The organism is Labrenzia sp. VG12, assembly GCF_002237595.1.
GTDB lineage: Bacteria > Pseudomonadota > Alphaproteobacteria > Rhizobiales > Stappiaceae > Roseibium.
Genome location: NZ_CP022529.1, coordinates 3,792,808 through 3,817,656 on the forward strand (window position 1 = coordinate 3,792,808; position 24,849 = coordinate 3,817,656).

Genomic DNA, 24,849 nt, shown 5'->3' on the forward strand with positions numbered 1-24,849 from the left:
ACCTGCCAAGTCCGCCGTCAAGCCTGCCGGGTGAGCCGACAGTTCACCCGGCTCGACCTGCGCGTATCCTGCTGAGCGATACAGGCGTGATACCCAGATAGGCTGCAATCTCAATTTGCGTGAGCTGCCTTGCAAGCCCGGGAGAGCCACGCAGGAACTTTTCGTATCGTTCTGCGGCGCTGAGGCAGAGGAAATCGTATTCGCGTTCCTCATTCCGAAGCGCGAGGCGGCGGAACATTTGATTGGAGAACCTGAGCATTGCCGGATCGCTGTCCGTGAGTTCCCTGAACTTGTGGGCCGGCAGCTGTTCGACCTCGACATCTGTCAGACAGACAGCTGAAAACCGGGCTGGTTCACCGGCGAGCGTACTTGTCATGGAAGCGAAAATCGCCCCTACTTCAAGGAACGACTTCGTATAGCTGGAACCGCTACGCGTAACATATACCAATTTGATCAAGCCGGACGTGATCTTGTAAATATTCTTGTTGAATTCGCCCTGCTTAATGACGCTTTCCGAAGTATTGAACCGTTTTCTTTCAACAAATTCCTCGACAGGGCTCATGTCGACACCTGCAGACAGCAGCGTTTCCCGGAAGCTCATTGGTTCTTATCCTATGATAATTCGAGCGTTTGGCGATTGTGCTAAGCAGTTCTCACATAGGTGCTAGATCTCAAGTTGCCAACGACCGGGCGACACCCGGCCTGCCGGTTTTTCCTTAGATCACCAAACAGCGCGTCCAACCTGCACAACGTGCCGGGTGCCTTTCGTGTGAGGTTCACCTTGTGCGCCGCCACCGCCCGGAGCGCTGAGAAGAAAGGCAGATGTATGAAGCTCAACGTGAATGGTTCCCTGCACGACATCCCGGAAACCTGGCAGGGTGAAACACTGCTTTCAACATTGCGCGAACTCCTGGGTCTTGTCGGCGCAAAATTTGGCTGTGGGCACGGAGATTGCGGAGCCTGTGTGGTTCATGTCGATGGCAAAGCGAAGCGAAGCTGTCAGATGCAGGTTTCGGACGCCTTTCCGGCACATATCCGAACCTTGGAAGGCCTCGAGGGGGTGGGTGGCGGGCTTCACCCGGTCCAACGCGCCTGGCTTGACGAAAGAGTCGCCCAATGCGGTTACTGCCAGGCCGGACAGATCATGCAGGCCGTCGCGCTTCTGGAAGAAAACCCGGAACCGGACAAGCAATCGGTCGTAGAGCGAATGCGTTCCAATTTGTGTCGCTGCGGCACACAGGCCCGCATTTTCAAGGCAATTCATCGCGCCGCCAGTGAAATGCGAGGCAAGTCGTGATGTCAAAAGCAAAACGGCGGATAACGCGTCGAGGGCTGCTTAAAGGTGGTGCCGCTGCCGCAGCCGGCCTCACGCTCACCTATCTGGCAGGGCGCCGGTACTTCCCGGTTTTGCCCTCGCTCGCGACGCCCGACTTCCAGGAAGCGGCCTGGCTCAAGATCGGCGCCGATGGACAGGTTTCGATGCTGAGCCCGGTTCATGAAATGGGGCAAGGTTCGTCTCTCGGCCTCGCCCAGATCGTGGCGGAAGAGCTCAATGTCGACAGCGGCAATGTGGAAGTTGAGTTCCCCTCAACCAGTGACGTTCCGCATATGCGCTTCACGACTGGCAGCCAGGCGATTGCCCTGCATGCACGCCCGCTTGCCGATGCCGCGGCGCAGTTGCGCGAAGAACTCCGGCGCAGAGCTGCGGCCGTCGCCGGGACGAACCCCAATCGGCTTGACGACGCGAACGGGGGGTTTCACGAAAGAAGCGGTGCTTTCATTTCCTATGCGGACGCGCTTGAAGGGGTTGATCTCATCCTTTCGACCGACAAATTGCCGCCGGCCACCTCTTACGCGTTCGCCCCTGAACGAGAAAAGCGGCAAATCGGCCGGGTCGCGCTTCAGGTACAGGCCGAAGAGATCGTCATCGGCGCCCCGGTCTTTGCCGGCGACATCCGGCGGCCGAACATGGCATTCGGACGTGCCGTTCAAGCGCCCTCGCCGGATGCCCGCATCCTGGATGTTGCCCGGAATGGCGCACAGGACCTTCCGGGCGTTATCCAGGTAGTTGTCGACAGATCGCGCGGCCTGGTCGGTGTGGTCGCCGAAACACCCGGCGCGCTGAACCAGGCCATGGACCTTGTTCAAGTGACCTGGAATCAGCCTGATCCCTATTCCACTGCAGACATAGCGGCCTTGATCGATGTCGACGCAGCTCTCGCCAAAGGAAACCTTGAGCACGCGATCACCGACGACGATATGGATCTGTCTGCTGATTGGACAGTCGACATGCGCTTTGACCAACCCGTGTTGCATCACGCGGCACAGGAGCCGCGCACGGCGGTTGCGGAATTCAGCCGGCGCGACGGGCGTGAGGTTGTCGATGTCTGGACCGGAACTCAGGACCAGTTCGTCAACCGGAAAAAGGCGGCGGCCGATCTTGGCTGGCCGGTAGACCGGGTCACGATCCATCCAATGCGCGTCGGAGGCGGGTTTGGTGGGCGTGTGCTTTACGATGTGGTGCGCGAAGCCGTGTTGCTGGCGCAACACGTACAGCGCCCGGTCAAGGTTACGTGGTCCCGCGAAGACGAGTTCCTGGCGGACCGGACAAGGCCGCCCTCGTCGCATCGCTTGCAGATTCGCGCTGGCGGGAATGGCCGGATTACCGACTGGCGGCACGCCTGTGTGAGTGGCCATGTTCTTCTCACCGAACTGATGGCATCCGAACCGCTTCTCTCCGGCATGCGCATGGTCATGCATGATTTCGGCGCGGCCCGAAATCTCAAGCCGCCCTACAGGGCGGTACGCCAGCGGATCGAGATGAGCGATGTGGAACTGCCGTTTCATGTTGGTGAATGGCGCTCACTCGGCGGCGGACCCAACAACTTTGCCATCGAATGCGCCATGGATGAACTCGCCAGAGCACTCAAGCTGCATCCGGTCGAGATTCGGTTGGAAAATCTCGGTCCGGACAAGGCGCGCCTCAAAGCCTGTCTCACAGAACTCAAATCGATGTGCGAAAACCAGACTGTGCCGAGAACGGAAGGGTTTGGACGGGGGTTTTCCTGCGGCATCTATCAGGAACACAGCTATGTCGCCGCCGCCTTTGATGTTTTCGTTGATCGCAATCGGCCTATGATCCGTGTTGAGCGGTGCACATTTGTCATGGATGTCGGACTTGCCATAAGTCCGGACCAGATCAGGGCGCAGGTCGAAGGCTGTGCAATGATGGCAATCGGTCAGTTGCTGATGGAAGCCGCTCCCATACAGGGGGGCGGCCTGTCGGCGCGCCGCTTCGGCGACTATCCGACACCGACGATAGAGCATGTCCCCGAGTTTGAAATTGCACTTATCGGCGACAGTGCAAGGGCGCCGGCCGGCGCCGGTCAGGCACCTATGATCGCGACCGTTCCGGCCCTTGCAAACGCCGTGCGCGACGCAACCGGTTATCGGGCACTGAAGCTGCCCGTCAATTTCGACGAGCTGGCGTTCGCGGCTGATGGCTAAAAACACTCCGGGCAGACCTGTGGGTATCGGACATATCAGTCGCCTACAAGGGCAGTTCTGACTGAGCAAGAACCTGGTGAGCCGGCGGCAAAAAAACCGCGGCTCCCCTATCGCATTTCGACCGCGCCTTTTCCAGACGTGCGGCCCTGATTTACTTGCCTGCAAAATTCGGGTACGAGCTGAGCGTCTTTCGAGCGTCTTCCAAGGCTCACTGAATGTCCTTGTCTCCTTTCAAGCTTCCCTTTCTGCTGACCTATGTCCTGGTTGGCGCAATCGTCGGTGTTCTTGTCATCCATCCCTTGTACCTTGTGGTGTTCTGGTGGGAGTTGACGGATTTCTCTGAAACCGCGCCAACCTTGCCGGAAGTTCTTTCCGCGCGGCTCTGGCTGCTGCTGTTGCCGCGCCACTTCGATGATGCGCTCGCCTACAGTCTGGTAGGAGCCGTTGTCGGTCTGGCCTTCGGCGTCTTCTCCCGCAACTACCTGCGCACCTCGCAGGCCTATCAGTCCCTGCGGGAAGAACAGACCGCACTCATCCCTGAACTCTTGAAAAGGGGTGAAACCGACCGGGTCGAGTTCAAGTCGTCGCTGCGCTGGGATGTTCAGGAAAACCGGATCAACCGCGGCCTTGAAAAGGTGATTGCCAAGACGCTTGCCGGCTTTTTCAACGGTGACGGCGGCAACCTGCTGATCGGGGTCGACGATGCCGGCCGCCCCCTGGGTCTGGACAAGGACCTCTCCACCTTGAAGAGCCCCGACCTCGACGCCTTCGAACGCACGGTCAACGACATCGTTTCCAGATCCCTTGGCGGTGACCTGTGCCCCTATCTCCACACGGTGTTCGCCAAGGTCGACGGCAAGGATGTTGCCATGATCATCATCCGCCCGGCGCCGCGCGCCGTCTACATGGAGGAGAACAAGGCCTCCGTGCTCTATATTCGCAGCGGCAATTCCACCCGCAAGCTGGATGTGCGCGAGGCCATCAACTACGCCAAGAAAAGATGGTCGTGACGTGAGCGAACTGGGTCTCTCGCTGTTTCCGGCCGAGCTTCATGTCGCCGCCAGCCTGCTGCTTGTTGTGGTCAGCTTCTTTGCCTCGGCGCTGACAGCCGCCCTCGGCCTTGGCGGCGGCATCGCCATGATCGCGGTCATGGCCACCGTGATGCCTGCGAATGCCCTCGTCCCGGTTCATGGCGTTGTCCAGATCGGCTCCAATGCCGGCCGCGCGCTGGTGCAGCTGAGGCATGTCGACTGGCTGATTGCGCTCTGGTTTTCAGCCGGCGCCGTTTTGGGTGCGGCGCTCGGCGGTTCCATCGCGATTGAACTGCCCTCCGAGGTCTTAAGGACCGGGATCGGCCTGTTTGTGCTCTGGGTCGTCTGGGGCAAACCGCCGAAACTCGCCAAAGCCCGGAAGCGCGCCATGGCTGTGGCGGGTTTTCTCTCCACGTTTCTCTCCATGTTTTTCGGCGCATCCGGACCGATTGGCGGTGCGGTTCTGTCGACCCTCGGACTGGAACGGCGCCAGTTTGTTGCCAACCAGGCAATCACCGCGCTGACCATGCATGTCTTCAAGATCATCGCCTTCGGCCTGCTAGGGTTCGCCTTTGCGCCCTGGGCCGGACTGATCGTCCTGATGATCGCCAGCGGCTTCCTTGGCACGTTGGCCGGCAGCCGGTTGCTCGGCAAGATGAACGAGGCAACCTTCAAGACCGGCTTCAAATGGGTCATGACGGCCCTCGCCCTGAATCTCCTCTGGCAGGCCGCGCGCGGCTGGCTGGGCGGGTAGCCACGCTACGCGCGTACGACATCCCCTCCACCTTCGTCATTGCAGGCCTGTCGCTGCAATCCAAGGCATGACCAAGATTCAAAAGTTTCGCTGGCGACCTCACCTGAGCCCGATATGCGGCAGGCTCTCAAGACGCCGCCAGGTCTGCTTGCGGCAGACAACCAGTGCACAGCCCCGGACCTTCAGCGTGTTGTGGTCAAGCACCTTGATGGTGCTGCGGAAGACCTGGTTTTTTCCCGGGATGGTGATTTCGCCATCCCGCCATTCCGCGCCCTGCAACCGAAACCCAGACAACATCTCCATGCCAAGGTAAGAGCCTGATGCCGGATCCCAGATCCAATCAAGCCGGCCGCAGAGTTCCATCGGCGCCTTGTCGCAAGGTTGCAGCCGCACCACGGCGCCATAACCTTCCGTCACCCAACGCCCGGAGATCGTCTCCAGGGCGGCGGTTTCAGTCGCCTCCGCACGACCGGATCCGGAGAGCACGGCCGCGCAGAAGACGGAAGCAGCAATTGCGATCGACAGCGCCACCGGCTTTGCGCGCTTCATGGGCTCTGCCCGTACGGCCGCTGAAAAGTGTTTCAGGTAATCCGGATGTTCCGTCTTCATCAGACGGTCCCAGAACGTGAAATAGAGACCGTAGTTCCAGCCCGGGGAAGCATGGTGCAGGTCATGGTGGGTGACGGTGGTCAGCCAGCCAAGAAGCGGTCTGCCGCCGCGTGTTGCCGGAAACAGCTCAACCCCGCAATGGCCGACCGTGTTGCGCACGATCATGTGCACCGAAAAGACGAACAGCGCGAGATAGGACACCGGCAGCACCAGGATCAGGAGCGGCGTAAAGAGCCCGTGCAGAAAGGCCTCGCCCGTGTTGAAGGCGAAGGCGGTGAACGGTGTCGGGTTGAAGCTGCGGTGATGCAGATGGTGCCAGCCCTGATAGAGCCGCTTGTCGTGCAGCAGCCGATGCACCCAGTAGAACCATGTGTCATGGCCGACAATCAGCACCAACACCGAAATGCCGAAATAGAACCAGCCATGGGCGTCCGCCTCGCGGTAAACCTGCGTCCAGCCGGCCTTGACCGCCCAGACTGCGCCGAGACTGAGCATTGAAAAGACAAGAACGGATCGGATGGAGGCAAGGATTTCCCGCCGGACCTGCCCTTTCGGCGGCCAGGCGGGTCGGATCTTGCGCCGCCGCACCAGCGGTTTCAACAGCGTACTGAGCAGCAAATGCAGCCCGGCAGCGGCGAGGATGTAACGCATGAACTCGCTGGTCGCGAGCTCAAGAAAGATCGCTGCAGATTGCACAAAAATGTCGTTGAGCGGATGCATGTTTGTCTCCATCAAGAGGATCGATGGAGCACTTGTCCGCAAGACGCCGCTGCAGCGCGCGCCACTTGCAAAAGCAGCGCTATTTTTTCGGTTTCGGCGCTCTTTTTTCAAGATCGGCGAGCCTGGCGGCCCGGTACTCGGTCGGTGTCATGCCCGTTTCGGCCTTGAAGGCACGATTGAAGGGGCCGACAGAACCATAGCCAAGCTCCAGCGCGATCTGCACGATCTGGCCCCGGGCCTGGTTCGGATCGCCAAGAATAGTCTCCGCCTCACGCAGACGGTAGCTGTTCAAAAAGGCCGTGAAGTTCCGATAGCCGAGCCCCTGATTGATCAGAACCCTCAACCGGTGTTCGGGAATATCGAGCCCGGTTCCGAGCTTGCCGACCGTGAGGCCCTCCTCGCGATACCCGCCGCGCTCCATATGGTCCAGTACCTTATCCAGTTCGATCCGGTCAGGTGCGCTGAGCTGCCCTGCTTTTTCCCGGACGACAGGTTGCGAGGGCGGCGCGGACTTGAGACTGCCTTCGGCCGGAAACAGCTCCCTGTTGACGCGCAGACCCCAGACCGCAAATCCGAAGGTGACGGAAAACAGCACCACCGGATGCAGGTCTATCAGAAGGGGCGGCAGCTCGGTCCAGCGATTGGCGATTTCCGCTGTTGTCGTGATCACGGAGATCAGCGGGATCAGTGTCGCGACGGCGAGCCGGAAGGCGCGCCGCCCCGGAACGAGGTCCCCCTGCCAGCCCCGAAGAGCCAGGAAGACCACGTGAAACAGCATCGCATAGATGGTCGCGCCGTGAATGACGGCCGCGGCATCATCGAGAAACCCGCCATCCCTCGGGATCTTGACGGTGAGGCAGAGCGCGATGATGGCTGCCGGCACCGCGTCCGGCAGCCTCAGACGAAACCTGTCCCTGAAGAGAGCACGCGCGAACAGCCAGAAGGCAACGGACCCAAAGGAGGCGATCACGCCCAGCACCAGCTGAAAGGAACCGAACAGGTCCAGCGAGCTCGGTGAGGACGCAAGAATGTAGCAACAGGTGATCAGCGTGAAGGCCGCACCCAGCCGGGCTGTCAGACTGCGCCCTTCTGCCAGCCACAGGACGCCGAGCAGCAGGCAGATCCCGGCGGCACCCCCGCGCAATGCAAACTCAATGGCCAGCGACATGCCCCACCTTTCGTGCCGTTCTTGACCTTTGCGTAGGTCTTCATTGAGTTCTTCGCAACTGGCTTGCCTTGAAAGACGGGGGCCGACGCGCTAACCCAACGCATCGGTTTAAAACAAATGCGGGATGGAGCGTCCATGGCTTCTCAAAATCTTCTGCTGCTGCCGGGCGACGGCATCGGCCCGGAAATCATGCTGGAAGTGAAAAAGGTCATCGCCTGGTTCAATGAAAAGGGCGGCATGGCCTTTGAAACGGACGAAGGCCTCGTGGGCGGCTCTGCCTATGACGCCCACGGCCAGTCCATTTCCGAAGAAGACATGGCCAAGGCCATGGCGGCCGACGCGGTCATTTTCGGCGCCGTTGGCGGTCCGAAATGGGACGACGTTCCTTATGAAGTCCGCCCCGAAGCAGGTCTTCTGCGCCTGCGCAAGGACATGCAGCTTTTTGCCAACCTGCGTCCGGCCATCTGCTACCCGGCGCTAGCCGATGCCTCGTCCCTGAAGAAGGACATCATCGAAGGCCTCGACATCCTGATCGTGCGCGAGCTCACCGGCGGCGTCTATTTCGGTGAGCCGAAGGAAATCATCGACCTGGGCAACGGCCAGAAGCGCGGTGTCGATACGCAGGTTTACGACACTTACGAGATCGAACGCATTTCCGGCGTCGCCTTCGAACTTGCCCGCACCCGCGGCAACAAGGTAACCTCGATGGAAAAGCGCAACGTCATGAAATCCGGCGTGCTCTGGAACGAGGTCGTCACCCAGACCCACAAGAACGGCTATGAAGACGTTCAGCTGGAACACATGCTCGCCGATGCCGGTGGCATGCAGCTCGTGCGCTGGCCGAAACAGTTCGACGTCATCGTTACGGACAACCTGTTCGGCGACATGCTGTCGGACGTGGCCGCCATGCTGACCGGTTCGCTTGGCATGCTGCCCTCCGCCTCCCTCGGCGCCCCGGACGGCGTGACCGGCAAGCGCAAGGCGCTTTACGAGCCGGTGCACGGCTCGGCACCTGACATTGCCGGCACAGGCGCCGCCAACCCGATCGCCATGATCGCCAGCTTCGGCATGGCCCTGCGCTACTCCTTCGAGGAAGTCGAGGCCGCCGACAAGCTGGACAAGGCAATTGCCAACGCCCTCGACAAGGGCCTGCGCACGAAAGACATCGCCGCTGAAGGCCAGGCAACCGTGACGACGTCCGAAATGGGCGATGCCATTGTTGCCGAGCTTGACGCTCTCAGCGCCTGAATTCGGGCTGGCGGTTTCCGCCCCCTTCAAGTTTGAACCACAAGCGCCCCTTCGCTCCATCGAGCGGAGGGGCGCTTGGCCTTTTGCGGTCAACTTTTCGCTGACCGGTCGATTTCGGTTGAACTGCCCTTGATCCGGAGGGTATCCCGTTGGCGGCCTTTCAATTCGGACCCAATTGATACCATGAACGAAGACAAACTCGCGCCCTTTCTCGGCACCTGGATCCTTGACACCGAAGACAGCGACTTCGAACAGGGTGAGCCGCCGAAAAGTGCAACGCTGAAGATCGAAGACAATTTCGGCATGGCCATCTTCACCATGAACCAGGTGGCTGCGGACGGCGAAGTCACCAACGACACCTTCGAGGCGGTCCCCGACGGGCCCGAAGTCAAGCTCGGCAAAAGCGGCCTTGTCGATGCCATGCGGCTGGTGTTTCAGGGCGACAGGAACCTCGTCTCGGAAGCCCGCCGCGGCGGCCTGACCATCATGAAGGCGGAACGGGAACTGTCCGAAGATGGCCGAACCCTGACGGTGACGCAGACCGTACATCTGGTAGATGTTGCGAGCTTCAAGAACATCTCGGTCTATCGGCGCGCACAATGACCAATGACAATAAAAACAGTGTGTATTTTTATCTAACGCTAAGTTTTCGATGATATCGTTTTCTGCAAGTCACGGATTTTACTTTAAATTGACGCAGCGATTGAAAATCCCATGTCAATTTTTCCTTTTTCAAATCAGAAAAATTGCATAATTTTTAGTCACCTCAACTTCTGATTTAAACATGCATTAACTTCATTCATGAACCCTAGATTGAAATCTGGAGGGTTCCATGTGGAATAGTCTTTCCATTCGTTACAAGATTCCGGTTGCCATATTGGGAGTTGCGCTGAGTGTCGGCGCCGGGATCGGTCTGAGCAGTTATTTCTCCGCCGCCAAGGAAATCCGTCAGCTGACGGAAACGCGTCTGCAAGCCATCGCCCAGAGCCGCGTCACCGAGTTGTCGGACTATCTCGCGGCCATCGAGGCAGATCTCCTGCTCGTCGGCGACTTACCATTCACCTTGCAGGCCACGCAGGCCTTTTCGGAAGCCTTCGAGGCGATCGAAGGTGATCGAACGGCAAGGCTGAAAACCGCCTATATCTCGGATAACCCCAACCCGCTGGGACAGAAGCACCTTCTTGACGCCGCAGACACCGGCACAGACTACGATGCGGTTCATGCCCGTTTTCATCCCTGGTTCCGCTCGTTTCTGACCGAGCGTGGTTACTACGACATCTTCCTGTTCAACCTTGAAGGCGACCTGGTTTACACGGTCTTCAAGGAAGAGGATTTTGCGACCAATTTCAGCGGTGACGGCCCCTGGGCCGACACGGATCTGGGCAAGGCTTTTCGGGCAGCAGCCAGGGGCGGCACGCGCAGCAATCATTTCTTCGATTTCGAAGCCTACGCGCCAAGCCACGGCGCCCCGGCAAGTTTCATTGCCAAACGCATCGAGGAAGATGGTTCACCGATCGGTGTGCTGGTTTTTCAGATGCCGATCGACCGGATCAACACGATCATGAGCCGTTCGGCAGGTCTTGGCGCAACCGGCGAGACCATCATCGTCGGCAACGACAAACTGCTGCGTAACGATTCCAGGTTTTCCGAGATCAACGACATCCTCGCCACACGGGTTGAACACCCGGCGACCGAAACCGTTCTCGGTGGTTCACCCGCCCTCTTTACCGGCTCCAGCCATCGCGACAGCAGCTTCACCCAGGCCGGCATACCGCTCGATTTCCTCGGGACCTCCTGGGCTGTCTTTGCCATGCAATCGGAATCGGAAGCCATGGCGCCCCTGACAAGCCTGAAAGTCTGGATGATTGGCACCGGCCTAGCCTTGTTCATCTTTGCCATGGCCGGCGGATACAGCCTTGCGCTGACCATCACGCGCCCGCTCGGCCAGCTCATACGCAACATCCGGGACCTGATCGACGACCGTCTGGACACGCAGATTGATGGCACGGACCGGGCGGACGAGATTGGCGACATGAAACGTGCCATGGCCGTCTTTCGTGACAATGCGCTTGAAGTCAAAGCTCATCAGGAAGAAGCGGTGGCCCGGCGCGCCGAAGAAGACGACAGGCGTCGCCAAACCGATCAGCTCGTTGAAACCTTCAAGACCCGGATTTCCACCATCCAGGAACAGCTGACGTCCCTCAGCTCGGTCATGAACACAACCTCACAGACACTGGTCGAAACCGCCGGCACCGCGTCGGTGGATGCTGAAAGCGCTCTGTCGGCTTCACGCCTGTCAGACGAAAGCGTGCAGGCTTCCGCGGTTGCCGCCGAGCAACTGAGGATATCGATCGAGGAGATCAACCAGCACACCGACAAGGCGCTGTCGACCACCCTGGAAGCGGCGGACGCCGCCCAGGCAACTGACCGTGACGTGACAGCGCTGGCCGGATCGGCGGAAAAGATCGGTGCGGTGATTTCCATGATCCGCGACATTGCCGAACAGACCAATCTGCTGGCCTTGAATGCGACCATTGAGGCTGCGCGCGCCGGCGAGGCCGGCAAGGGCTTTGCCGTGGTGGCATCCGAAGTCAAGGAACTGTCGACGCAAACGGCAAAGGCGACCGACGAGATCTCCGCCCAGGTCGCCGCCGTTCAGACCTCGACCCATCGGGCCGTTGAAGCAATCCGCGCCATCGGCACCCGCATGGACAGCGTTCAGGAAATGACCACGGCCATTGCCTCGGCGGTCGAGGAACAGGGCGCGGCAACAGGCGAGATCAGCAAGGCCATGTCGATGGCTGCCGATGGCAGCACCCAGGCGGCCGGCAATGTCGCCGGACTGCAGGGGTCGATCGACCAGACACGCAGCAGCTCCGGTGACATCGACCAGCTGTCCCGGGATCTCTCGGACGTCAGCGCAACGCTCAGCCAGGCAGTCGACGACTTCCTGTCGGCCCAGATCTGGCAACAGCAGAGAGAGGGGAATGTTTCCGAGGCGGCCTGACCGGAAATGTCCTGGACAACATCGCCGCGCGACAGAGACCGCGCGGCCGTCTATAAGCAGCCAAAACGGTTGCAGGACACCTCATGAAACAGCTCATCAGCGCCCTCACACTTGTGGTACCCGACTACGACGCAGGCATTTCCTTTTATGTCGAAAAGCTCGGTTTTGACCTGATCGAGGATACGACCCTGTCTGCAACAAAGCGCTGGGTCCTTGTTGCCCCGAAAGGCAGTTCGGAAACCCGGCTGCTTCTGGCACAGGCAGAAGGCGACACCCAGCAGGCAAGCATCGGCCATCAGGCCGGCGGGCGCGTCTTCCTGTTTCTGTCGACGGACGATTTCGACCGGGACCACGAGGCGATGCTGGCAAAGGGCGTTACGTTTCTCGAGGAACCGCGCACGGAAGCCTATGGCAAGGTCGCCGTCTTTCAGGACCCGTTCGGCAACAAGTGGGATCTGATCCAGCACTTTTGAGACGGACCGGTCTTCTGTCGCCTGGTCCGAAGAGGCCCACGCACACGCCAAACCGTCCGTCGCACCCGGTTGCCTTGTCCCCGCTCACCATCCTCACCACATTTTCAGCCTCATCCTGCGGAGGACCGCCAGGCCCGTCTCGAAGGATCCGCCGTTTACACCTGCGCAGGTGGCCTGTCCTTCGAGACAGCGCTGCCGCGCTTCCTCAGGATGAGGTTTGCGCAGGTGGTGAAGCCACGGAAGAAGCAGGCGGCAAACGGCCTAGATTATCTGCAGGGTCAGCAGGGCGATGACGACATATCGCGCCGTCTTGGCAATCGCGACGAGCAGCGTGAAACTCCAGAGCGGCTCCCTCAGAACCCCGGCCGCAAGCGTCAGCGGATCGCCGATCACAGGCGCCCAGCTCATGAGCAGGCTCCAGCGACCGTAACGGTGATACCAGGCGGTTGCCTTGTCCAGTTTCTCAGGTGTTACCGGAAACCAGCGCGCGTCCGAAAAGGACGCTGCACCGCGCCCAAGGCCCCAGTTCACCAGGGAGCCGAGCGTATTGCCGAGACTGGCAACGGCCACAAGCAGGAGGACCGGATCCGTTCCTGCCACGATCATCGCGGAAAGCCCCAGCTCCGATCCTGCCGGAAAAAGAGTTGCCGCGAGAAAGGAAAGTCCGAAAAGCCCGGCCAGGCTGCCTGTCATGAAACCGCTTTCAACTGGTTGGCAGCGCCTCTGACGTCGGCACCGCACTCATGGGCCTGCTCTTAGTTTCATTCGTTTCTCATGGGAAGCGGTCAAATGCATGCATGGTTCATGTTGCGTCACACAATCGCAGTTTAACCTGATTAGCGTTAAGGCTACTGTTTCAACCTGAGATGAGTGCAGCGCCCGGTTCTGAAGGGGCTGACCAGCCGGACTTCAGGGATGGATTGTCATGACCCGAAAATCCGTACAGGTTGATATCGCCTTGCAAGGTGGCGGATCCCACGGCGCTTTCACCTGGGGCGTGCTCGACCGGCTGCTGGAAGAGGACTGGCTGGACATCGAGGGCATCTCCGGCACCAGTGCCGGCGCCATGAACGCCGTTGCATTGACGCAGGGCCTGTGTGAAGGCGGCCCGGGCCGGGCAAGGGAGCTCTTGTCAGACTACTGGCACGCCGTCAGCGATTCGTCCCGGTACAGCCCCATCCGCCGCAGTCTGATGGACAGGCTTCTCGGCCGCTGGACCCTGGATTACTCCCCGTCCTATTTTGCATCGCAGATCTTTGGCCGCGTCCTGTCGCCCTATCAGTTCAATCCGATGGACATCAATCCGCTGCGCGAGATCGTCTCCGACTGCTTCGACTTCGACATCATCAACCAGTCGGGTGCTGCCCGGCTCTTTCTCGGCGCCACCAATGTGCGGACCGGACGGCCGAAGATCTTCCGGCAACCGGACATCACCTGCGACGCCGTGATGGCATCGGCCTGCCTGCCGACCCTGTTCAAGGCCGTTGAAATCGACGGTGAGGCCTATTGGGACGGCGGCTATATGGGCAACCCGCCCCTGTTTCCCCTGATCGACGAGACCGATGCCCGCGACATCATCCTGGTGCAGATCAATCCGTTTGAAAGGCCCGGCGTGCCGACAACGCCGGCGGAAATCGAGAACCGGCTCAACGAAATCACCTTCAACGGCAGCCTGATCAAGGAACTCCGCTCGGTCGGCTTTCTGTGGGAAGTGATCCACCATGAAGGTCTCGACCGGGCCGCCTATCGCGACGCGCATCTGCACATGATCGGCTCGGAAAGCGAACTCGCCCAGTATGGCGCCTCCAGCAAGCTGAATGCCGAACGCCCCTTCCTTGAGAAGCTGCATGCACTCGGTCGGCAGACAGCAGACAACTGGCTGTCGGAAAACGGCGACAAGATCGGCAGGGAATCAAGCTGGCGACCTAGGGACCTTTTCGAAGAAAGCCTTCAACCTGCCCATCTCGAACCGGGCACCGACAGGAATGTCAAAACGTCATGATCGATTTGCTCGGTATCTTGCTGCCCCTCGGGCTTTTGATGTTCTTCGCCTTCCGAGGCATCACGCTCTTGCTGCTGGCCCCGGTCATGGCCGTCCTTGCGGTTCTTCTGTCCGGAGGGCTGTCTCCCCTGGCCGCCTTCACCCAGGTCTTCATGATCAACACGGCGGATTTCATCCTCGCCTTCTTCCCGCTGTTTTTCCTGGGCGCGATCTTCGGCAAGCTGATGGACGACAGCGGTGCGGCTGAAGCCATCGCCCGCTGGGTCATCGGCAAGCTCGGCACCGCCAATGCCATCCTGGCCGTCGTCATCTGTTGTGCCGTCCTGACCTATGGCGGTGTATCCCTCTTCGTGGTGGCCTTTGCCATCTTCCCGATCGCAGCAGCGCTGTTCCGGGATGCAGGTGTTCCGAAGCGCTTTATTCCAGGCGCGATCGCGCTCGGCGCCTTTACCTTCACCATGTCTGCGTTGCCGGGGACACCTGCCATCCAGAACGCAATCCCGATGCCCTATTTCGGCACAACAGCCTTTGCAGCCCCCGGCCTCGGCATCATCGCTGCCCTGATCATGTTTGGCCTGGGCATGGTCTGGCTCAACCGGCGGGCCACTTCCGCCATGGCCACCGGAGAAGGCTATGGCCAGCATGATGATGCCATGCCGGAACCGGACACCGTCATGCGGGCCCAGGCCCAGAACGAGGGGTTCGATGTCATCGAGATCGAGCCGAGCGAGCAGGTTCGGACCCTGCCGTCCTTCTGGCTGGCAATCACCCCCATCGTGATCGTGGTGGCCGTGAATTTCCTGTTTGTGGAATTTGTCGTTCCCCGCCTGGAAACTGCCTATCTGGCGGAACCGCTCTTCGGCTCCACCTCCATTGAAGCCGTGCGCGGTGTCTGGGCGATTGTTGTTGCCCTGACCGCATCAATCCTGTTTCTCATCTTCAGCAATTATCGGCGCTTTCCGGATATCCGAGAGACCCTCAACAAGGGCGCGGATGCCGCCGTTCTGCCGATCTTCAACACGGCCAGCCTTGTCGGCTTCGGCGGAGTGATTGCGGCGCTGCCTGCCTTTACCCAGGTCACGGACGGCCTGCTCGCCGTCAGCGACGGCAATCCGCTGGTGTCCGTTGCCCTGTCGGTGACGACGCTCTCCGCACTGACCGGGTCTGCCTCGGGCGGTATGAGCATTGCCCTTGACGCGCTCGGCAGCACCTTCGTCGCCCTTGCCAATTCAACCGGAACTTCGCTGGAGGCCATGCACCGGGTCACGTCTGTCGCTTCCGGTGCGCTCGACGCCCTGCCCCACAATGGTGCGGTGATCACGGTGCTCGGCATTGCCCAGCTCACCCACAAGGACAGTTACTTCGATATCTTCGTCACTGCCGTCTTAGTGCCGTTCATCGCGCTGGTGGCGATCATTATACTGGCAAGCCTGTTTGGCGGTTTCTGACAAGACGACCAGGCCAGGTGGTGGATTACCCCCTGATCACCGGTCCTGATTCTTTTGCAGACCGGCAACCGCCCGCCGCATGAACGCCAGGAACTGGTCTCGTTCCGAATCGGAAAAGCCTTCGAGCGCCTCCGCATTGGTTGCCAGCGCCGCGTCCTTGGCCGGCGCTTCGAGCGACCGCGCCCGATCCGTTAGAAAGATCTCCTGCACCCGGCCATCCTCTTCCGACGCCCGGCGGTGGATCAGCCCGTCGCGCTCCATGCGCGCCAGCGTATTCGCGAGCGTTGCCTGCTCGATATCAAGCAGCTGAACAAGCTCCTTCTGTGTCCGGCCTTCCTTTTCCCAAAGCGCCAGCAAGGCCGCAAACTGACCCGGCGCCAGTCCAAGCGGCTTGATCCGGCGCTGCAGACCCGCGGCAAACAGGCGGGCCATATGGTTGGCGAGATAACCGGCAGAGGCATTTTTTTCGAAGCTCATGCCTTGCATATATACTAGATAGCACACTATATAAATTAATATAGCTTGCTATATAAAGGAGATCGAGATGCCCATGATGATCAAACGCAGAATTCTGAACCTGCTTGCCGCCCTGACCATTCTGACAACCGCGACCGGAACCCCAACCATGGCCGAGGACACAAAAACCCGTCAGCCCGTCACCCTGATCAACGCCTTCGAGGTCTCGGAAAATCAGATCGAGGAGACGATCCGGTTCTGGGAACAGGCTCGTGACTTCTTGAAAGACCAGCCGGGTTACATCTCCACGCGTCTGCACCGCTCACTGTCACCGGACGCGAAGTTCCAGCTGGTCAATGTGGCGCAATGGCAAAGCCCGCAGGACTTTCAGGCCGCAATCGTCGCAATGCGCAAGAGCGACCTGGGCAGCGACATGCGTGGAACGGTATTTCACGCTGCGCTTTACCAGGTGATCAGAACGGATGAAGGCCCGGAGTGATGGTTTCCTCGCCTTCCGCTTTCACCCGGGTCCTGCACTGGATAATCGCCGCCACGGCAGTCGGCGCCCTGGCTTCGGGTTATGGCCTGACACAGCCGGACGCCTTTGCCTTGTCGCTGCTCCGGCTCCACATAGCCCTTGGGATGACAGCCGGTCTCCTGACAGCCCTGCGTGTCGTCATCTGGTTGAAAGACGGCCCGCCGCCTCCGGTCTTTTCGATCCGATCACGTGTGCAGGTTCGGTTCTCAAGGTGGGTACATGGCCTGCTGCGCCTGGCACCTCTGGTTCTGCTGGCAAGCGGTATCGGCATGGTCGCGCTGTCTGGCAGCATGCCCGCCATTGTCGAAAGCACTCTGCCTGGCCTGTCCGCCTTTGAACCATTGCCTCCACGACGCCTGCATCACGCGGCCGCTCTGGGACTGGTGCTTCTGGTGGGCCTGCACGTCCTGGCGGCAGGGTGGCACACACTGCACCAGGCCCGGCCCGGGGCGAACTAGCGCTGGCGAGGTCAAAAAAAGGCCCGACAGCCATGAGCTGCCGGGCCTTCGGTCGGGTCTTGGGAGACCTGAGTGGATGACGCTCAGAGCAAATCGCGTTTAACCGGGCTCGGTGCTCGCTGCCTGAAATCAAAGATTTCAGCGCAAAACCAGGGACCGTTGGATCTCGTTAAACGCGACACGCTTTAGTTCAGGCGGGTTGCCGGTCCAAGGTCGATCAGCTGGGTTTCACCCGGCGCATCGTCAACACCATCATTGTCGGTCACCAGGATCAGACGGCCGTCGGCGGTGATGGCAAGGCCTTCCGGCTTGTCCATCACCCAGCCCTTGCCCTTCGACATGGCCGGCAGGATGTCCATTGCGAAGCGCTTTTCCAGAACCGGAAGTTCTTCACCATGGGCAGCCGGGGTAACGCCGTCCAGCGACACCACCGTGATCTGCTTGATGGCCGCGTCTTCACCGCCCTTATTGTCGCGTTCCAGGATGGCAAATTGTCCGTTGCCCAGGGACACGATCTCGGACAGACCAACCCAACCGCCGGCGGCGCTTTTCGGCGCATCAAGCGGATAGTGAACAAAGCCCCAGGATTTGTCCGCCGGGTTATAGATGGCGATCTTGGTGTGACCTTTCGGATCGTCTTTCCATTCGCGCTGAACGGCGACGGCGACAAGTGTCTGGCCATTCATCTCGAATTCGGCGACACCTTCGAAGGAGAAGCGCTTGGACTGATCGATCAGGCTCTGCGGCAGCGTGATTTGCTCTTCCACGGCCCCGTCGGCAGCAACCTTCAGCAGCAGATGCTGCAGCTCGCGGTCGAGACGGCCCTCGGAGGCCAGCCAGAAGCCGCCGTCCTTGGCAACCGAGATGCCTTCCAGGTCAAGCTTGGCCTGGTCGAAACCGGTGACCGTGACGTAGGACGTGATCTGGGCCGGCTTTGAAGCGATGTCCAGCGTGTAGATGCGTGCATCATCATAGAAGCTGTCGCTGACGGCATAGAGCTTGTTTGCGTCAGTCGGATCGGCAGCGAGCGCCGACAGCGCCCCCCAGCCGATCGGGGCGTTCTTCTCCGGGTCCGTCGCAGAGGTGATCGACGGATAGGCGGGAGCGTCTGCGCCGAACTGGTAGAGCGAGAGGTGCGAGCGCACACCGTCTTCCGCGCTATCGACTTCGTTCGCGACAACAAAGAGATCCCGGCCCGGGATCGCCAGCAGGCCTTCCGGACCGACATGGGTCGGCAGGAACTGAACGAATTCCGGCTCAGCGCCGGTATCCTTGTAAACGGCGACAAAGTTGCCGCGCTCGGAATTGACGAAGATCAGCGTTTCACCACCGAATTCCCCGACGGCGACGCCTTCCGGCTCGGTGCCCTTCTTGTGGGCGCGTTTGGCCGGGTAGTGACCGTGTGCCATTCCCAGATGTTCCATCTGGTTGCCGCTGTCGAACAGGACGTCACCCTTGGTGTTCCAGATGGTGAAGCCACGGGACCCGCCCTCATAGTCGCCTTCGTTGGCAGTGACAAAACGCTCGTCGTCGATCCAGGCAACGGCATCCGGTTCGCGGCGGACATCCACAGTGCTTCCGGAGGCATCGCTCATGCGTGCCTTCTTGACGGGGATGTTCTCAGCGGAAGCTGCTCCGGCGGAGAAGCTGGCAACAACGTCGCCCGAGGCCAGGTCGACAATGGCAAGATGGTTGTTTTCCTGCAGCGTCACGACAGCCTGGTTCCGGGAGTTGATGGAAACGAATTCCGGCTCCGGATCGGTCGAGGCAACGTCGGCAAGACCGGTCAGATCGACAATGCGAACCGCATCACAGTTGGTCGGAACACCATTTTCATCCAGATCGAAGATAGCCAGGTGACCGGCCGGCATCTGCGGGATCACGCCGTCATTGAGGTCTTCGTCACGTTCGTTTTCAATTGCAATGGCAACGAACTTGCCGTCCGGGGAGACCGCAACGCTGTCCGGCTGACCCTTGGCGTCACACGTTGCCGTAATGCCCATGTCGGCAAGCGCGATCACGGCCAGGTGGCCGGACGCATTGACGTAGTCTTCACTGGTGTTGACACCGGCATAGGCAGCCGCCTCACCGACGGCAACGGAGGTCGGCTCACCGCCAAGCGCCACACGGGCCTTCGGCTGGATATTCAACGGGTTCGCCGCGTTGACGAAAACAATGGCATCACCCGGGCTGTCGGTGAACGCCAGCGTCCGGCCATCCTTCGAAGCGTAAATGATCTCGGCAACTGTTTCCGTTGCCTTGTCGGCACCTGCCGGCAGGGTCTTGTAGACCGGGTAGGTGTTGATGCGCTCGAAATAGTCGGCCTGTGCTGCCGAGACGGTCCCGAGACCGAACAGAACGGCAAGGCTGACGCCTTTCAAAAAACGCCCGCGAAGGTTCGCCATGACACTAGCTCCCACGAATAGTTGGGTTGAAGGTGGCGGCAAGCTAGTGGTCGTCCTTACAATATCGGTGACACTTGCATGAAGCTTTCATGACATGCCGCCGGACTTTTTTTTGCCACACCTCTTGAAAGCCGGCACCCAAATTGCCACTTGTTTCCTTCTGGACGTGGCCGGCTCTTTTTCCATTCTCCAGACCTCCCTTTCTGCGCCCCCTGGCGCCTTTTTATTGGAAAATCTTATGCAGATCGGATACGTGCGCTCCGCCGTCGTGCTGGGGCTGTTGGCCGCTGTCGGCCCATTTGCGATAGACCTCTACCTGCCGGCCGTCGGCGAAATCGTCGACAGCCTTGAGACAACAGATGCCGCCGTGTTCATGACCTTTACGGTCTATTTCATCGCCTTCGGCTTCGCCCAGCTGATCTATGGTCCGCTTGCAGACCGGTATGGCCGCAAACCGCCGGTGTTTCTGGGTCTTGCCATCTTCATCCTGGGCTCGTTCCTCTGCGCCACCGCAGCTGATGTCTCAGCCCTAACGATCGGGCGTTTCGTCCAGGCGCTTGGTGCGGCCGCCCCAATGGTGATCGTGCGTGCGGTGGTACGTGACCTGTACACGGGAACGGAAGCAACACGGCTGATGGCTCTGATCATGCTTGTCTTCAGCGTCTCACCGATGCTGGCCCCCTTGACCGGCAGTCTGATCATCGAATTCGGCAGCTGGCGTCTGATCTTTATCGCGCTTGGCATCATTGCCCTGGCCGCCGTGACGCAGATGGCCCTCCTGTTGCCGGAAACCCTGCCGAAGGACCAGCGCGCAAAGATCGACCCGACGGCAATGATCCGCAGCGCCGTTTACCTGCTGAAGGACGCCAAGTTCATGGGCCTGACTCTGATCGGCGGCTTTTCCCTGGCAAGTTTCTTCGTGTTCATTGCCGCGGCGCCGCTGGTCTACATGACCCATTATGGCCTGAGTCATAAGGGTTTCAGTCTAGTCTTCGCCCTGAACGCGGTCGGTTTCTTCGCCTCATCGCAATTCGCGGCAATGCTCGGCCAGCGCTTCGGCATGGCGCGTGTTGCCCTTCTGGCGGTGATCGGCTTTGCGGCGTCGACATCGCTGCTGACGCTGTTGGTCTGGAGCGGCATCGACGACCTGCCGGTGCTGATGGCGCTGTTCTTCATCGGCAACAGCTGTCTCGGCCAGGTGATCGCACCTGTGATGGTCATGGCCCTGGAAGACCATGGCGAACATGCCGGCATGGCCTCTTCGCTGGGTGGCACCTTTCAGATGGTGGCCGGCGGCGTGATGATCCTGATCTGCAGCCCGTTTTTCGACCGGACGGCGCTGCCTTTGACAGGTGCTGTGGCCGCCTGTGCGCTGATCGCCCTCGCGATTGCACTGGTGACCCTGCGCCCGCAACCTCAGGGACGGACCGCCGCCTGAACTGCCGTCTTGTCCGCTGAAGCCGCCTGCGTCAAGCAGGCGGCTTTTTCTTCATGCGACCTCTTCGCCCGCCTTGCCGATTTCGTCCAGTTTCTTCTGCAAGGACAGTCTGTCCAGTGACGACATTGGCAAATTAACAAAAACCGAGATGCGGTTGTTGAGCATGCGGAAGGCATCGCTGTAAGCAAGCCGACGTTCTGTCTCGTTGCCTTCAACCGCAGCCGGATCAGGCAGCCCCCAATGGGCGGACATCGGCTGCCCCGGCCAAACCGGGCAGGCTTCCTTTGCCGCGTTGTCGCAGACAGTGAAGACGAAATCCATTTCCGGCGCGCCCGGCTCAGCGAATTCGGCCCAATCCTTGGACCGAAAATCTTCAGTCTTGAAGTTGAGCTTCTTCAGAAGTTCAAGAGCTTCTGGCTTCACGCTACCAGCCGGATGAGAGCCAGCCGAGAAGGCCCTGAAACGCCCCTGCCCGTCCCGGTTGAGAATGGCTTCCGCCATGATGGACCGAGCAGAATTGCCGGTGCAGAGGAAAAGTACGTTGTAAACACCGTCCGACATGGCGGTCTCTCCTGTAATTTACAGTTTACGGCAGGTGATTGCTTCCAAGGCCTGGGCACATAACTCCGGATGGCCGCCACAGCAGTCCGCCACCAGGAACGTCAGCAAGTCCTGCGTTCCGTCCAGATCCGCGAAATAGCGGATCGACCGACCCTCACGTTCATTGCGAACCAAGCCGGCCTGCAACAACACCGAGAGGTTTGCCGACATGGTGTTTTGGCGGACGCCCAGCGCCTCGCCAATGTCGCCCGCACTCATGCCTTCCGGGCCCGCATTGATCAGGAGCCGGAAGACTTCCAGCCGGGTCTTTTGACTGAGCGCACCAAAAGCGCTTAAGGCAGAATTTATATCCATAAATCATGATATATTGATATTTTAGGGAAATAGCAAGCCTGCTCTTCCGCTACGGCATGCACTTTCTCTTGTCAGAAACCGTCATATGAAGGCAGAAGACTTGAAATTGATCGTCGAGACTGCTGACCTGCCAACGTGAAAGGGTCGGACCGCATGCAATCAATCACCAATCCATGGCGCGGCAAGGGACTTCCGGCAGAAGCAGAGCTGGCGGACGGGACCGTTTCCGAACATCCGGAGATGGCCGAGACCTTTCTTGAGCGCAGCCTGGACAAGAGGCCGACGCCCCTGCTCGATCTGCCGGAACTCGCATCGGCCTGTGGCATCGGAGCCCTTCATGTCAAGGACGAACGCGGCCGCATGGGGCTTGGCAGCTTCAAGGCGCTCGGCGCTGCCTATGCGATTGCCAAGCGGGCCGGGCAAAAGCTCAAGGACGGCAGCGCAAGTTCCTATGAAACTGCACTGGAAGGCACGACCTTTGTCTGCGCCAGCGCCGGCAATCATGGCCTGTCACTGGCCGCCGGCGCCCCGGCGGTCGGGGCAAAGGCCGTTGTCTTTGTTGCAGAAACGGTTCCGGAAGCATTTGTCGTCCGCCTTCAGCTGCGCGGCGCCAAGGTGATCAGGGCCGGCGCCACGTATGAAGACAGCATGCTGGAAGCTGAAAAACAGGCGTTGGAAAACGGCTGGATCCAGATACCCGACAGCACCTGGCCGGGCATGACGGAGGCCGGGCGCGATGTCATGGAAGGTTATCTGATCATGGGCCTCGAGATTGCCGATCAGATCCCGGCGCCGCCGACCCATGTATTTCTGCAGGCCGGTGTCGGCGGACTGGCCGCGGCCTGCGCGGTCAGTGCACGGCTGACCTGGGGCGACAACGTACAGATCGTCGTGGTGGAACCCGATGACGCACCGGCCCTGAAGGCCAGTGTCGAGGCCGGCAGGCCGGTCGTTGCGCCAGGTCCGGTTTCCATCATGGGCCGCCTCGACTGCAAGGAACCGTCCCATCTGGCCTTGAAATATCTCGCGCGCGAGGCCGATGCCTTTGTGACGATTTCCGATGACGAGGCCGCGGACACCACCGAATGGCTGACCCGGAACGGGCTGGCCAGCACGCCCTCCGGGGCAGCCGGCCTCGCCGCCCTGCATCACGCAAGGGGACCGCTCGCAGCAGCCCTGAACCTGAACGCTCAATCGCGGGTCCTGTGTTACCTATCAGAGGGACCGGAAGACGGCTGAGCCGGCAAGAACCACAGCCGATGACGCGCACCTGACAGCGACAGACCTGGAACCAGCATGCAATCGACGCAACTGCCTTTCACAACGGACGACGAGGACACGGCAACAAAGCGGCTGGGCCTGATCGTCTTGTCCGCGGATGAAACCATTGAAGGCGAGTTTCGGCCCCTTTTCGACCGGGAGGACCTTGCGCTCTATCACACCCGGATCCGGACCGCGCCGGATGTCACGCCGGAAACCCTGATGCGCATGAAAGACGGCCTGACCGGAGCGGCAGCCCTCTTGCCGGAAACCGGATCGATGGACGTCATCGGCTATGCCTGCACGTCCGGCGCCACCGTGATTGGCTCCGATGCGGTTGCCTCAGCGGTCCGCAAAGCCCATTCGGCTGCGGCCGTCACCAACCCGGCGAGCGCCGTCGTTGCGGCGCTCGATCATCTGGACGTTTCGAAAATCGGCGTTGTGTCTCCCTATGTCGAGAGCGTGTCGGAAGCAGTGTGCACCTTGCTGCAAGACAACGGTTTCGATCCCGTCAGGATCGGCTCCTTCGGCCAGGCCGAAGAAGCCGTCGTCGCCCGGATTGCTCATCAGTCGGTTCAGGACGCCGTGTGCACGATCGGTGAGGATCCGGAGGTTGAAGCCGTCTTTGCCTCCTGCACCAATTTGCGCACGTTCAAGGTGATCGAGGCTTGCGAACATCAGTTGGGCAAACCGGTGATCAGCTCCAATCTGGCCCTTGCCTGGCATATGATGAAACTTGCCGGCCTTGAAACCAGGGGGCTCGGGCCCGGCAGGCTGTTCAACGACTAGCCGCCCCGCTCACTCTCCACTAATTCTGAGGTGCAAGGACCCGGTAGGTCAGTGCATGCGATGAAACGTGTCCAGGCTGTTGCGCAGAGACATCCGGTCAAGCTGGTCCTTGGGCAGGCTCATGAAAGAGGCGAGCCCCTCGCTGAGGCACCTGAAGGTCTCCGCGTAATCCGTATCCGATGCGGACCCGTTTGCCACTTGCGCACCCGGATCAGGCAGGGGCCACAGGGCCGTTGTCGGATGCCCGGGCCAGACAGGGCAGGTCTTTTCCCTGTCCTGATCACAGATCGTGATCATGAAATCGAGCTCCGGCATGTTCGAGCCGACCAGTTCCGTCAGACTTTTCGCATAGGCCGCCTCGGCATTGCAGTCCATGCGCTGCAACAAGCGAACGACTTCCGGACGCACTTCCCTCGCCGGGTTGGTTCCGGCCGAAAAGGCCCGAAATCGCCCGTGCCCCTGGCGATTGACGATGGCTTCGGCCATGACCGACCGTGCCGCGTTGCGGGTGCATAAAAAGAGAATGTTGTAAGTGTCGTCGTTCATGGCTTCAGCTCCGTCCTTCAAGGTGCTGCTCCGATCATGAAGCGCTCATATTGACGCAACGTCAACAACGAAAGCCG

The 24,849-nt window shown here is 60.2% G+C and carries 24 protein-coding genes; 15 read left to right on the top strand and 9 right to left on the bottom strand.

What is annotated here, in order from left to right; translation table 11 throughout:
* Window positions 1–43: 43 nt before the first annotated feature.
* On the bottom strand, window positions 44–601 hold the full coding sequence (locus tag CHH27_RS17500) for a Crp/Fnr family transcriptional regulator (RefSeq protein ID WP_094072718.1): 558 nt from the start codon (window positions 599–601) through the stop codon (window positions 44–46).
* A gap of 225 nt (window positions 602–826) precedes the next feature.
* Between CHH27_RS17500 and CHH27_RS17505 the strand changes: the two genes are divergently transcribed.
* From CHH27_RS17505 to CHH27_RS17520, 4 genes are all read left to right on the top strand, one after another.
* The gene (locus CHH27_RS17505) at window positions 827–1,297 is read left to right on the top strand and encodes a (2Fe-2S)-binding protein (RefSeq protein ID WP_094072719.1); all 471 of its coding nucleotides are present in this window, start codon (window positions 827–829) and stop codon (window positions 1,295–1,297) included.
* Entirely contained in the window at window positions 1,297–3,507 is a 2,211-nt protein-coding gene (locus CHH27_RS17510) for a molybdopterin cofactor-binding domain-containing protein (RefSeq protein ID WP_094072720.1), read from the top strand. The genes CHH27_RS17505 and CHH27_RS17510 overlap by 1 nt, the downstream gene beginning before the upstream one ends.
* Before the next feature lie 215 nt (window positions 3,508–3,722).
* Complete coding sequence (locus CHH27_RS17515) at window positions 3,723–4,517, top strand: helix-turn-helix domain-containing protein (protein ID WP_094072721.1); 795 nt, start codon at window positions 3,723–3,725, stop codon at window positions 4,515–4,517.
* 1 nt (window position 4,518) lies between these two features.
* Window positions 4,519–5,292 carry a sulfite exporter TauE/SafE family protein gene (locus tag CHH27_RS17520; protein WP_208988270.1) on the top strand — a complete coding sequence of 258 codons (774 nt, stop codon included), beginning with the start codon at window positions 4,519–4,521 and terminating at the stop codon, window positions 5,290–5,292.
* A 99-nt stretch (window positions 5,293–5,391) separates the two neighbouring features.
* Here CHH27_RS17520 and CHH27_RS17525 read toward each other — a convergent pair whose 3' ends face one another.
* Complete coding sequence (locus tag CHH27_RS17525; RefSeq protein ID WP_157738967.1) at window positions 5,392–6,621, bottom strand: sterol desaturase family protein; 1,230 nt, start codon at window positions 6,619–6,621, stop codon at window positions 5,392–5,394.
* Between the two features lie 79 nt (window positions 6,622–6,700).
* On the bottom strand, window positions 6,701–7,789 hold the full coding sequence (locus CHH27_RS17530; protein ID WP_094072724.1) for an AraC family transcriptional regulator: 1,089 nt from the start codon (window positions 7,787–7,789) through the stop codon (window positions 6,701–6,703).
* A gap of 135 nt (window positions 7,790–7,924) precedes the next feature.
* Between CHH27_RS17530 and leuB the strand changes: the two genes are divergently transcribed.
* The 4 genes from leuB (at window position 7,925) to CHH27_RS17550 (ending at window position 12,517) form a co-directional block, all read left to right on the top strand.
* The gene (gene leuB, locus CHH27_RS17535) at window positions 7,925–9,037 is read left to right on the top strand and encodes a 3-isopropylmalate dehydrogenase (RefSeq protein ID WP_094072725.1); all 1,113 of its coding nucleotides are present in this window, start codon (window positions 7,925–7,927) and stop codon (window positions 9,035–9,037) included.
* A gap of 183 nt (window positions 9,038–9,220) precedes the next feature.
* Complete coding sequence (locus CHH27_RS17540; RefSeq protein WP_094072726.1) at window positions 9,221–9,640, top strand: hypothetical protein; 420 nt, start codon at window positions 9,221–9,223, stop codon at window positions 9,638–9,640.
* A gap of 229 nt (window positions 9,641–9,869) precedes the next feature.
* Window positions 9,870–12,044, top strand: coding sequence for a methyl-accepting chemotaxis protein (locus CHH27_RS17545; RefSeq protein WP_094072727.1), 2,175 nt, complete (start codon window positions 9,870–9,872; stop codon window positions 12,042–12,044).
* 83 nt (window positions 12,045–12,127) lie between these two features.
* Complete coding sequence (locus tag CHH27_RS17550) at window positions 12,128–12,517, top strand: VOC family protein (protein WP_094072728.1); 390 nt, start codon at window positions 12,128–12,130, stop codon at window positions 12,515–12,517.
* Window positions 12,518–12,778: 261 nt separating this feature from the next.
* Here the strand turns inward: CHH27_RS17550 and CHH27_RS17555 are convergent, their stop codons facing one another.
* Window positions 12,779–13,210 carry a YqaA family protein gene (locus CHH27_RS17555; protein WP_094072729.1) on the bottom strand — a complete coding sequence of 144 codons (432 nt, stop codon included), beginning with the start codon at window positions 13,208–13,210 and terminating at the stop codon, window positions 12,779–12,781.
* A gap of 232 nt (window positions 13,211–13,442) precedes the next feature.
* Between CHH27_RS17555 and CHH27_RS17560 the strand changes: the two genes are divergently transcribed.
* The gene (locus CHH27_RS17560; RefSeq protein WP_094072730.1) at window positions 13,443–14,519 is read left to right on the top strand and encodes a patatin-like phospholipase family protein; all 1,077 of its coding nucleotides are present in this window, start codon (window positions 13,443–13,445) and stop codon (window positions 14,517–14,519) included.
* The gene (locus tag CHH27_RS17565) at window positions 14,516–15,967 is read left to right on the top strand and encodes a GntP family permease (RefSeq protein WP_094072731.1); all 1,452 of its coding nucleotides are present in this window, start codon (window positions 14,516–14,518) and stop codon (window positions 15,965–15,967) included. The genes CHH27_RS17560 and CHH27_RS17565 overlap by 4 nt, the downstream gene beginning before the upstream one ends.
* 36 nt (window positions 15,968–16,003) lie before the next feature.
* Here CHH27_RS17565 and CHH27_RS17570 read toward each other — a convergent pair whose 3' ends face one another.
* Entirely contained in the window at window positions 16,004–16,444 is a 441-nt protein-coding gene (locus CHH27_RS17570) for a MarR family winged helix-turn-helix transcriptional regulator (protein ID WP_208988271.1), read from the bottom strand.
* 67 nt (window positions 16,445–16,511) lie between these two features.
* Between CHH27_RS17570 and CHH27_RS17575 the strand changes: the two genes are divergently transcribed.
* On the top strand, window positions 16,512–16,922 hold the full coding sequence (locus tag CHH27_RS17575) for an antibiotic biosynthesis monooxygenase (RefSeq protein ID WP_094072733.1): 411 nt from the start codon (window positions 16,512–16,514) through the stop codon (window positions 16,920–16,922).
* Entirely contained in the window at window positions 16,922–17,419 is a 498-nt protein-coding gene (locus tag CHH27_RS17580) for a cytochrome b (protein ID WP_094072734.1), read from the top strand. The genes CHH27_RS17575 and CHH27_RS17580 overlap by 1 nt, the downstream gene beginning before the upstream one ends.
* A gap of 185 nt (window positions 17,420–17,604) precedes the next feature.
* Here the strand turns inward: CHH27_RS17580 and CHH27_RS17585 are convergent, their stop codons facing one another.
* A complete protein-coding gene (locus CHH27_RS17585) occupies window positions 17,605–19,824 on the bottom strand; it encodes an esterase-like activity of phytase family protein (protein ID WP_094072735.1) in 2,220 nt (739 codons plus the stop codon).
* A gap of 238 nt (window positions 19,825–20,062) precedes the next feature.
* Here CHH27_RS17585 and CHH27_RS17590 point away from each other — a divergent pair, with 238 nt between their 5' ends.
* Window positions 20,063–21,262 carry a multidrug effflux MFS transporter gene (locus tag CHH27_RS17590; RefSeq protein WP_094074834.1) on the top strand — a complete coding sequence of 400 codons (1,200 nt, stop codon included), beginning with the start codon at window positions 20,063–20,065 and terminating at the stop codon, window positions 21,260–21,262.
* Window positions 21,263–21,313: 51 nt separating this feature from the next.
* On the opposite strand, the gene CHH27_RS17595 is transcribed toward CHH27_RS17590, so the two are convergent.
* Window positions 21,314–21,823 carry an arsenate reductase ArsC gene (locus tag CHH27_RS17595; RefSeq protein ID WP_094072736.1) on the bottom strand — a complete coding sequence of 170 codons (510 nt, stop codon included), beginning with the start codon at window positions 21,821–21,823 and terminating at the stop codon, window positions 21,314–21,316.
* Window positions 21,824–21,841: 18 nt separating this feature from the next.
* On the bottom strand, window positions 21,842–22,177 hold the full coding sequence (locus tag CHH27_RS17600; protein ID WP_094072737.1) for a helix-turn-helix transcriptional regulator: 336 nt from the start codon (window positions 22,175–22,177) through the stop codon (window positions 21,842–21,844).
* 153 nt (window positions 22,178–22,330) lie between these two features.
* On the opposite strand from CHH27_RS17600, the gene CHH27_RS17605 reads away from it, so the two are divergent.
* Together CHH27_RS17605 and CHH27_RS17610 are read left to right on the top strand one after the other, a co-directional pair.
* Window positions 22,331–23,416: a pyridoxal-phosphate dependent enzyme gene (locus CHH27_RS17605; RefSeq protein ID WP_094072738.1), complete on the top strand. Its 1,086-nt coding sequence runs from the start codon at window positions 22,331–22,333 to the stop codon at window positions 23,414–23,416.
* Window positions 23,417–23,473: 57 nt separating this feature from the next.
* Window positions 23,474–24,226: an aspartate/glutamate racemase family protein gene (locus CHH27_RS17610; protein ID WP_094072739.1), complete on the top strand. Its 753-nt coding sequence runs from the start codon at window positions 23,474–23,476 to the stop codon at window positions 24,224–24,226.
* A 48-nt stretch (window positions 24,227–24,274) separates the two neighbouring features.
* Here the strand turns inward: CHH27_RS17610 and CHH27_RS17615 are convergent, their stop codons facing one another.
* On the bottom strand, window positions 24,275–24,772 hold the full coding sequence (locus CHH27_RS17615) for an arsenate reductase ArsC (protein WP_094072740.1): 498 nt from the start codon (window positions 24,770–24,772) through the stop codon (window positions 24,275–24,277).
* Between the last annotated feature and the right edge of the window lie 77 nt (window positions 24,773–24,849).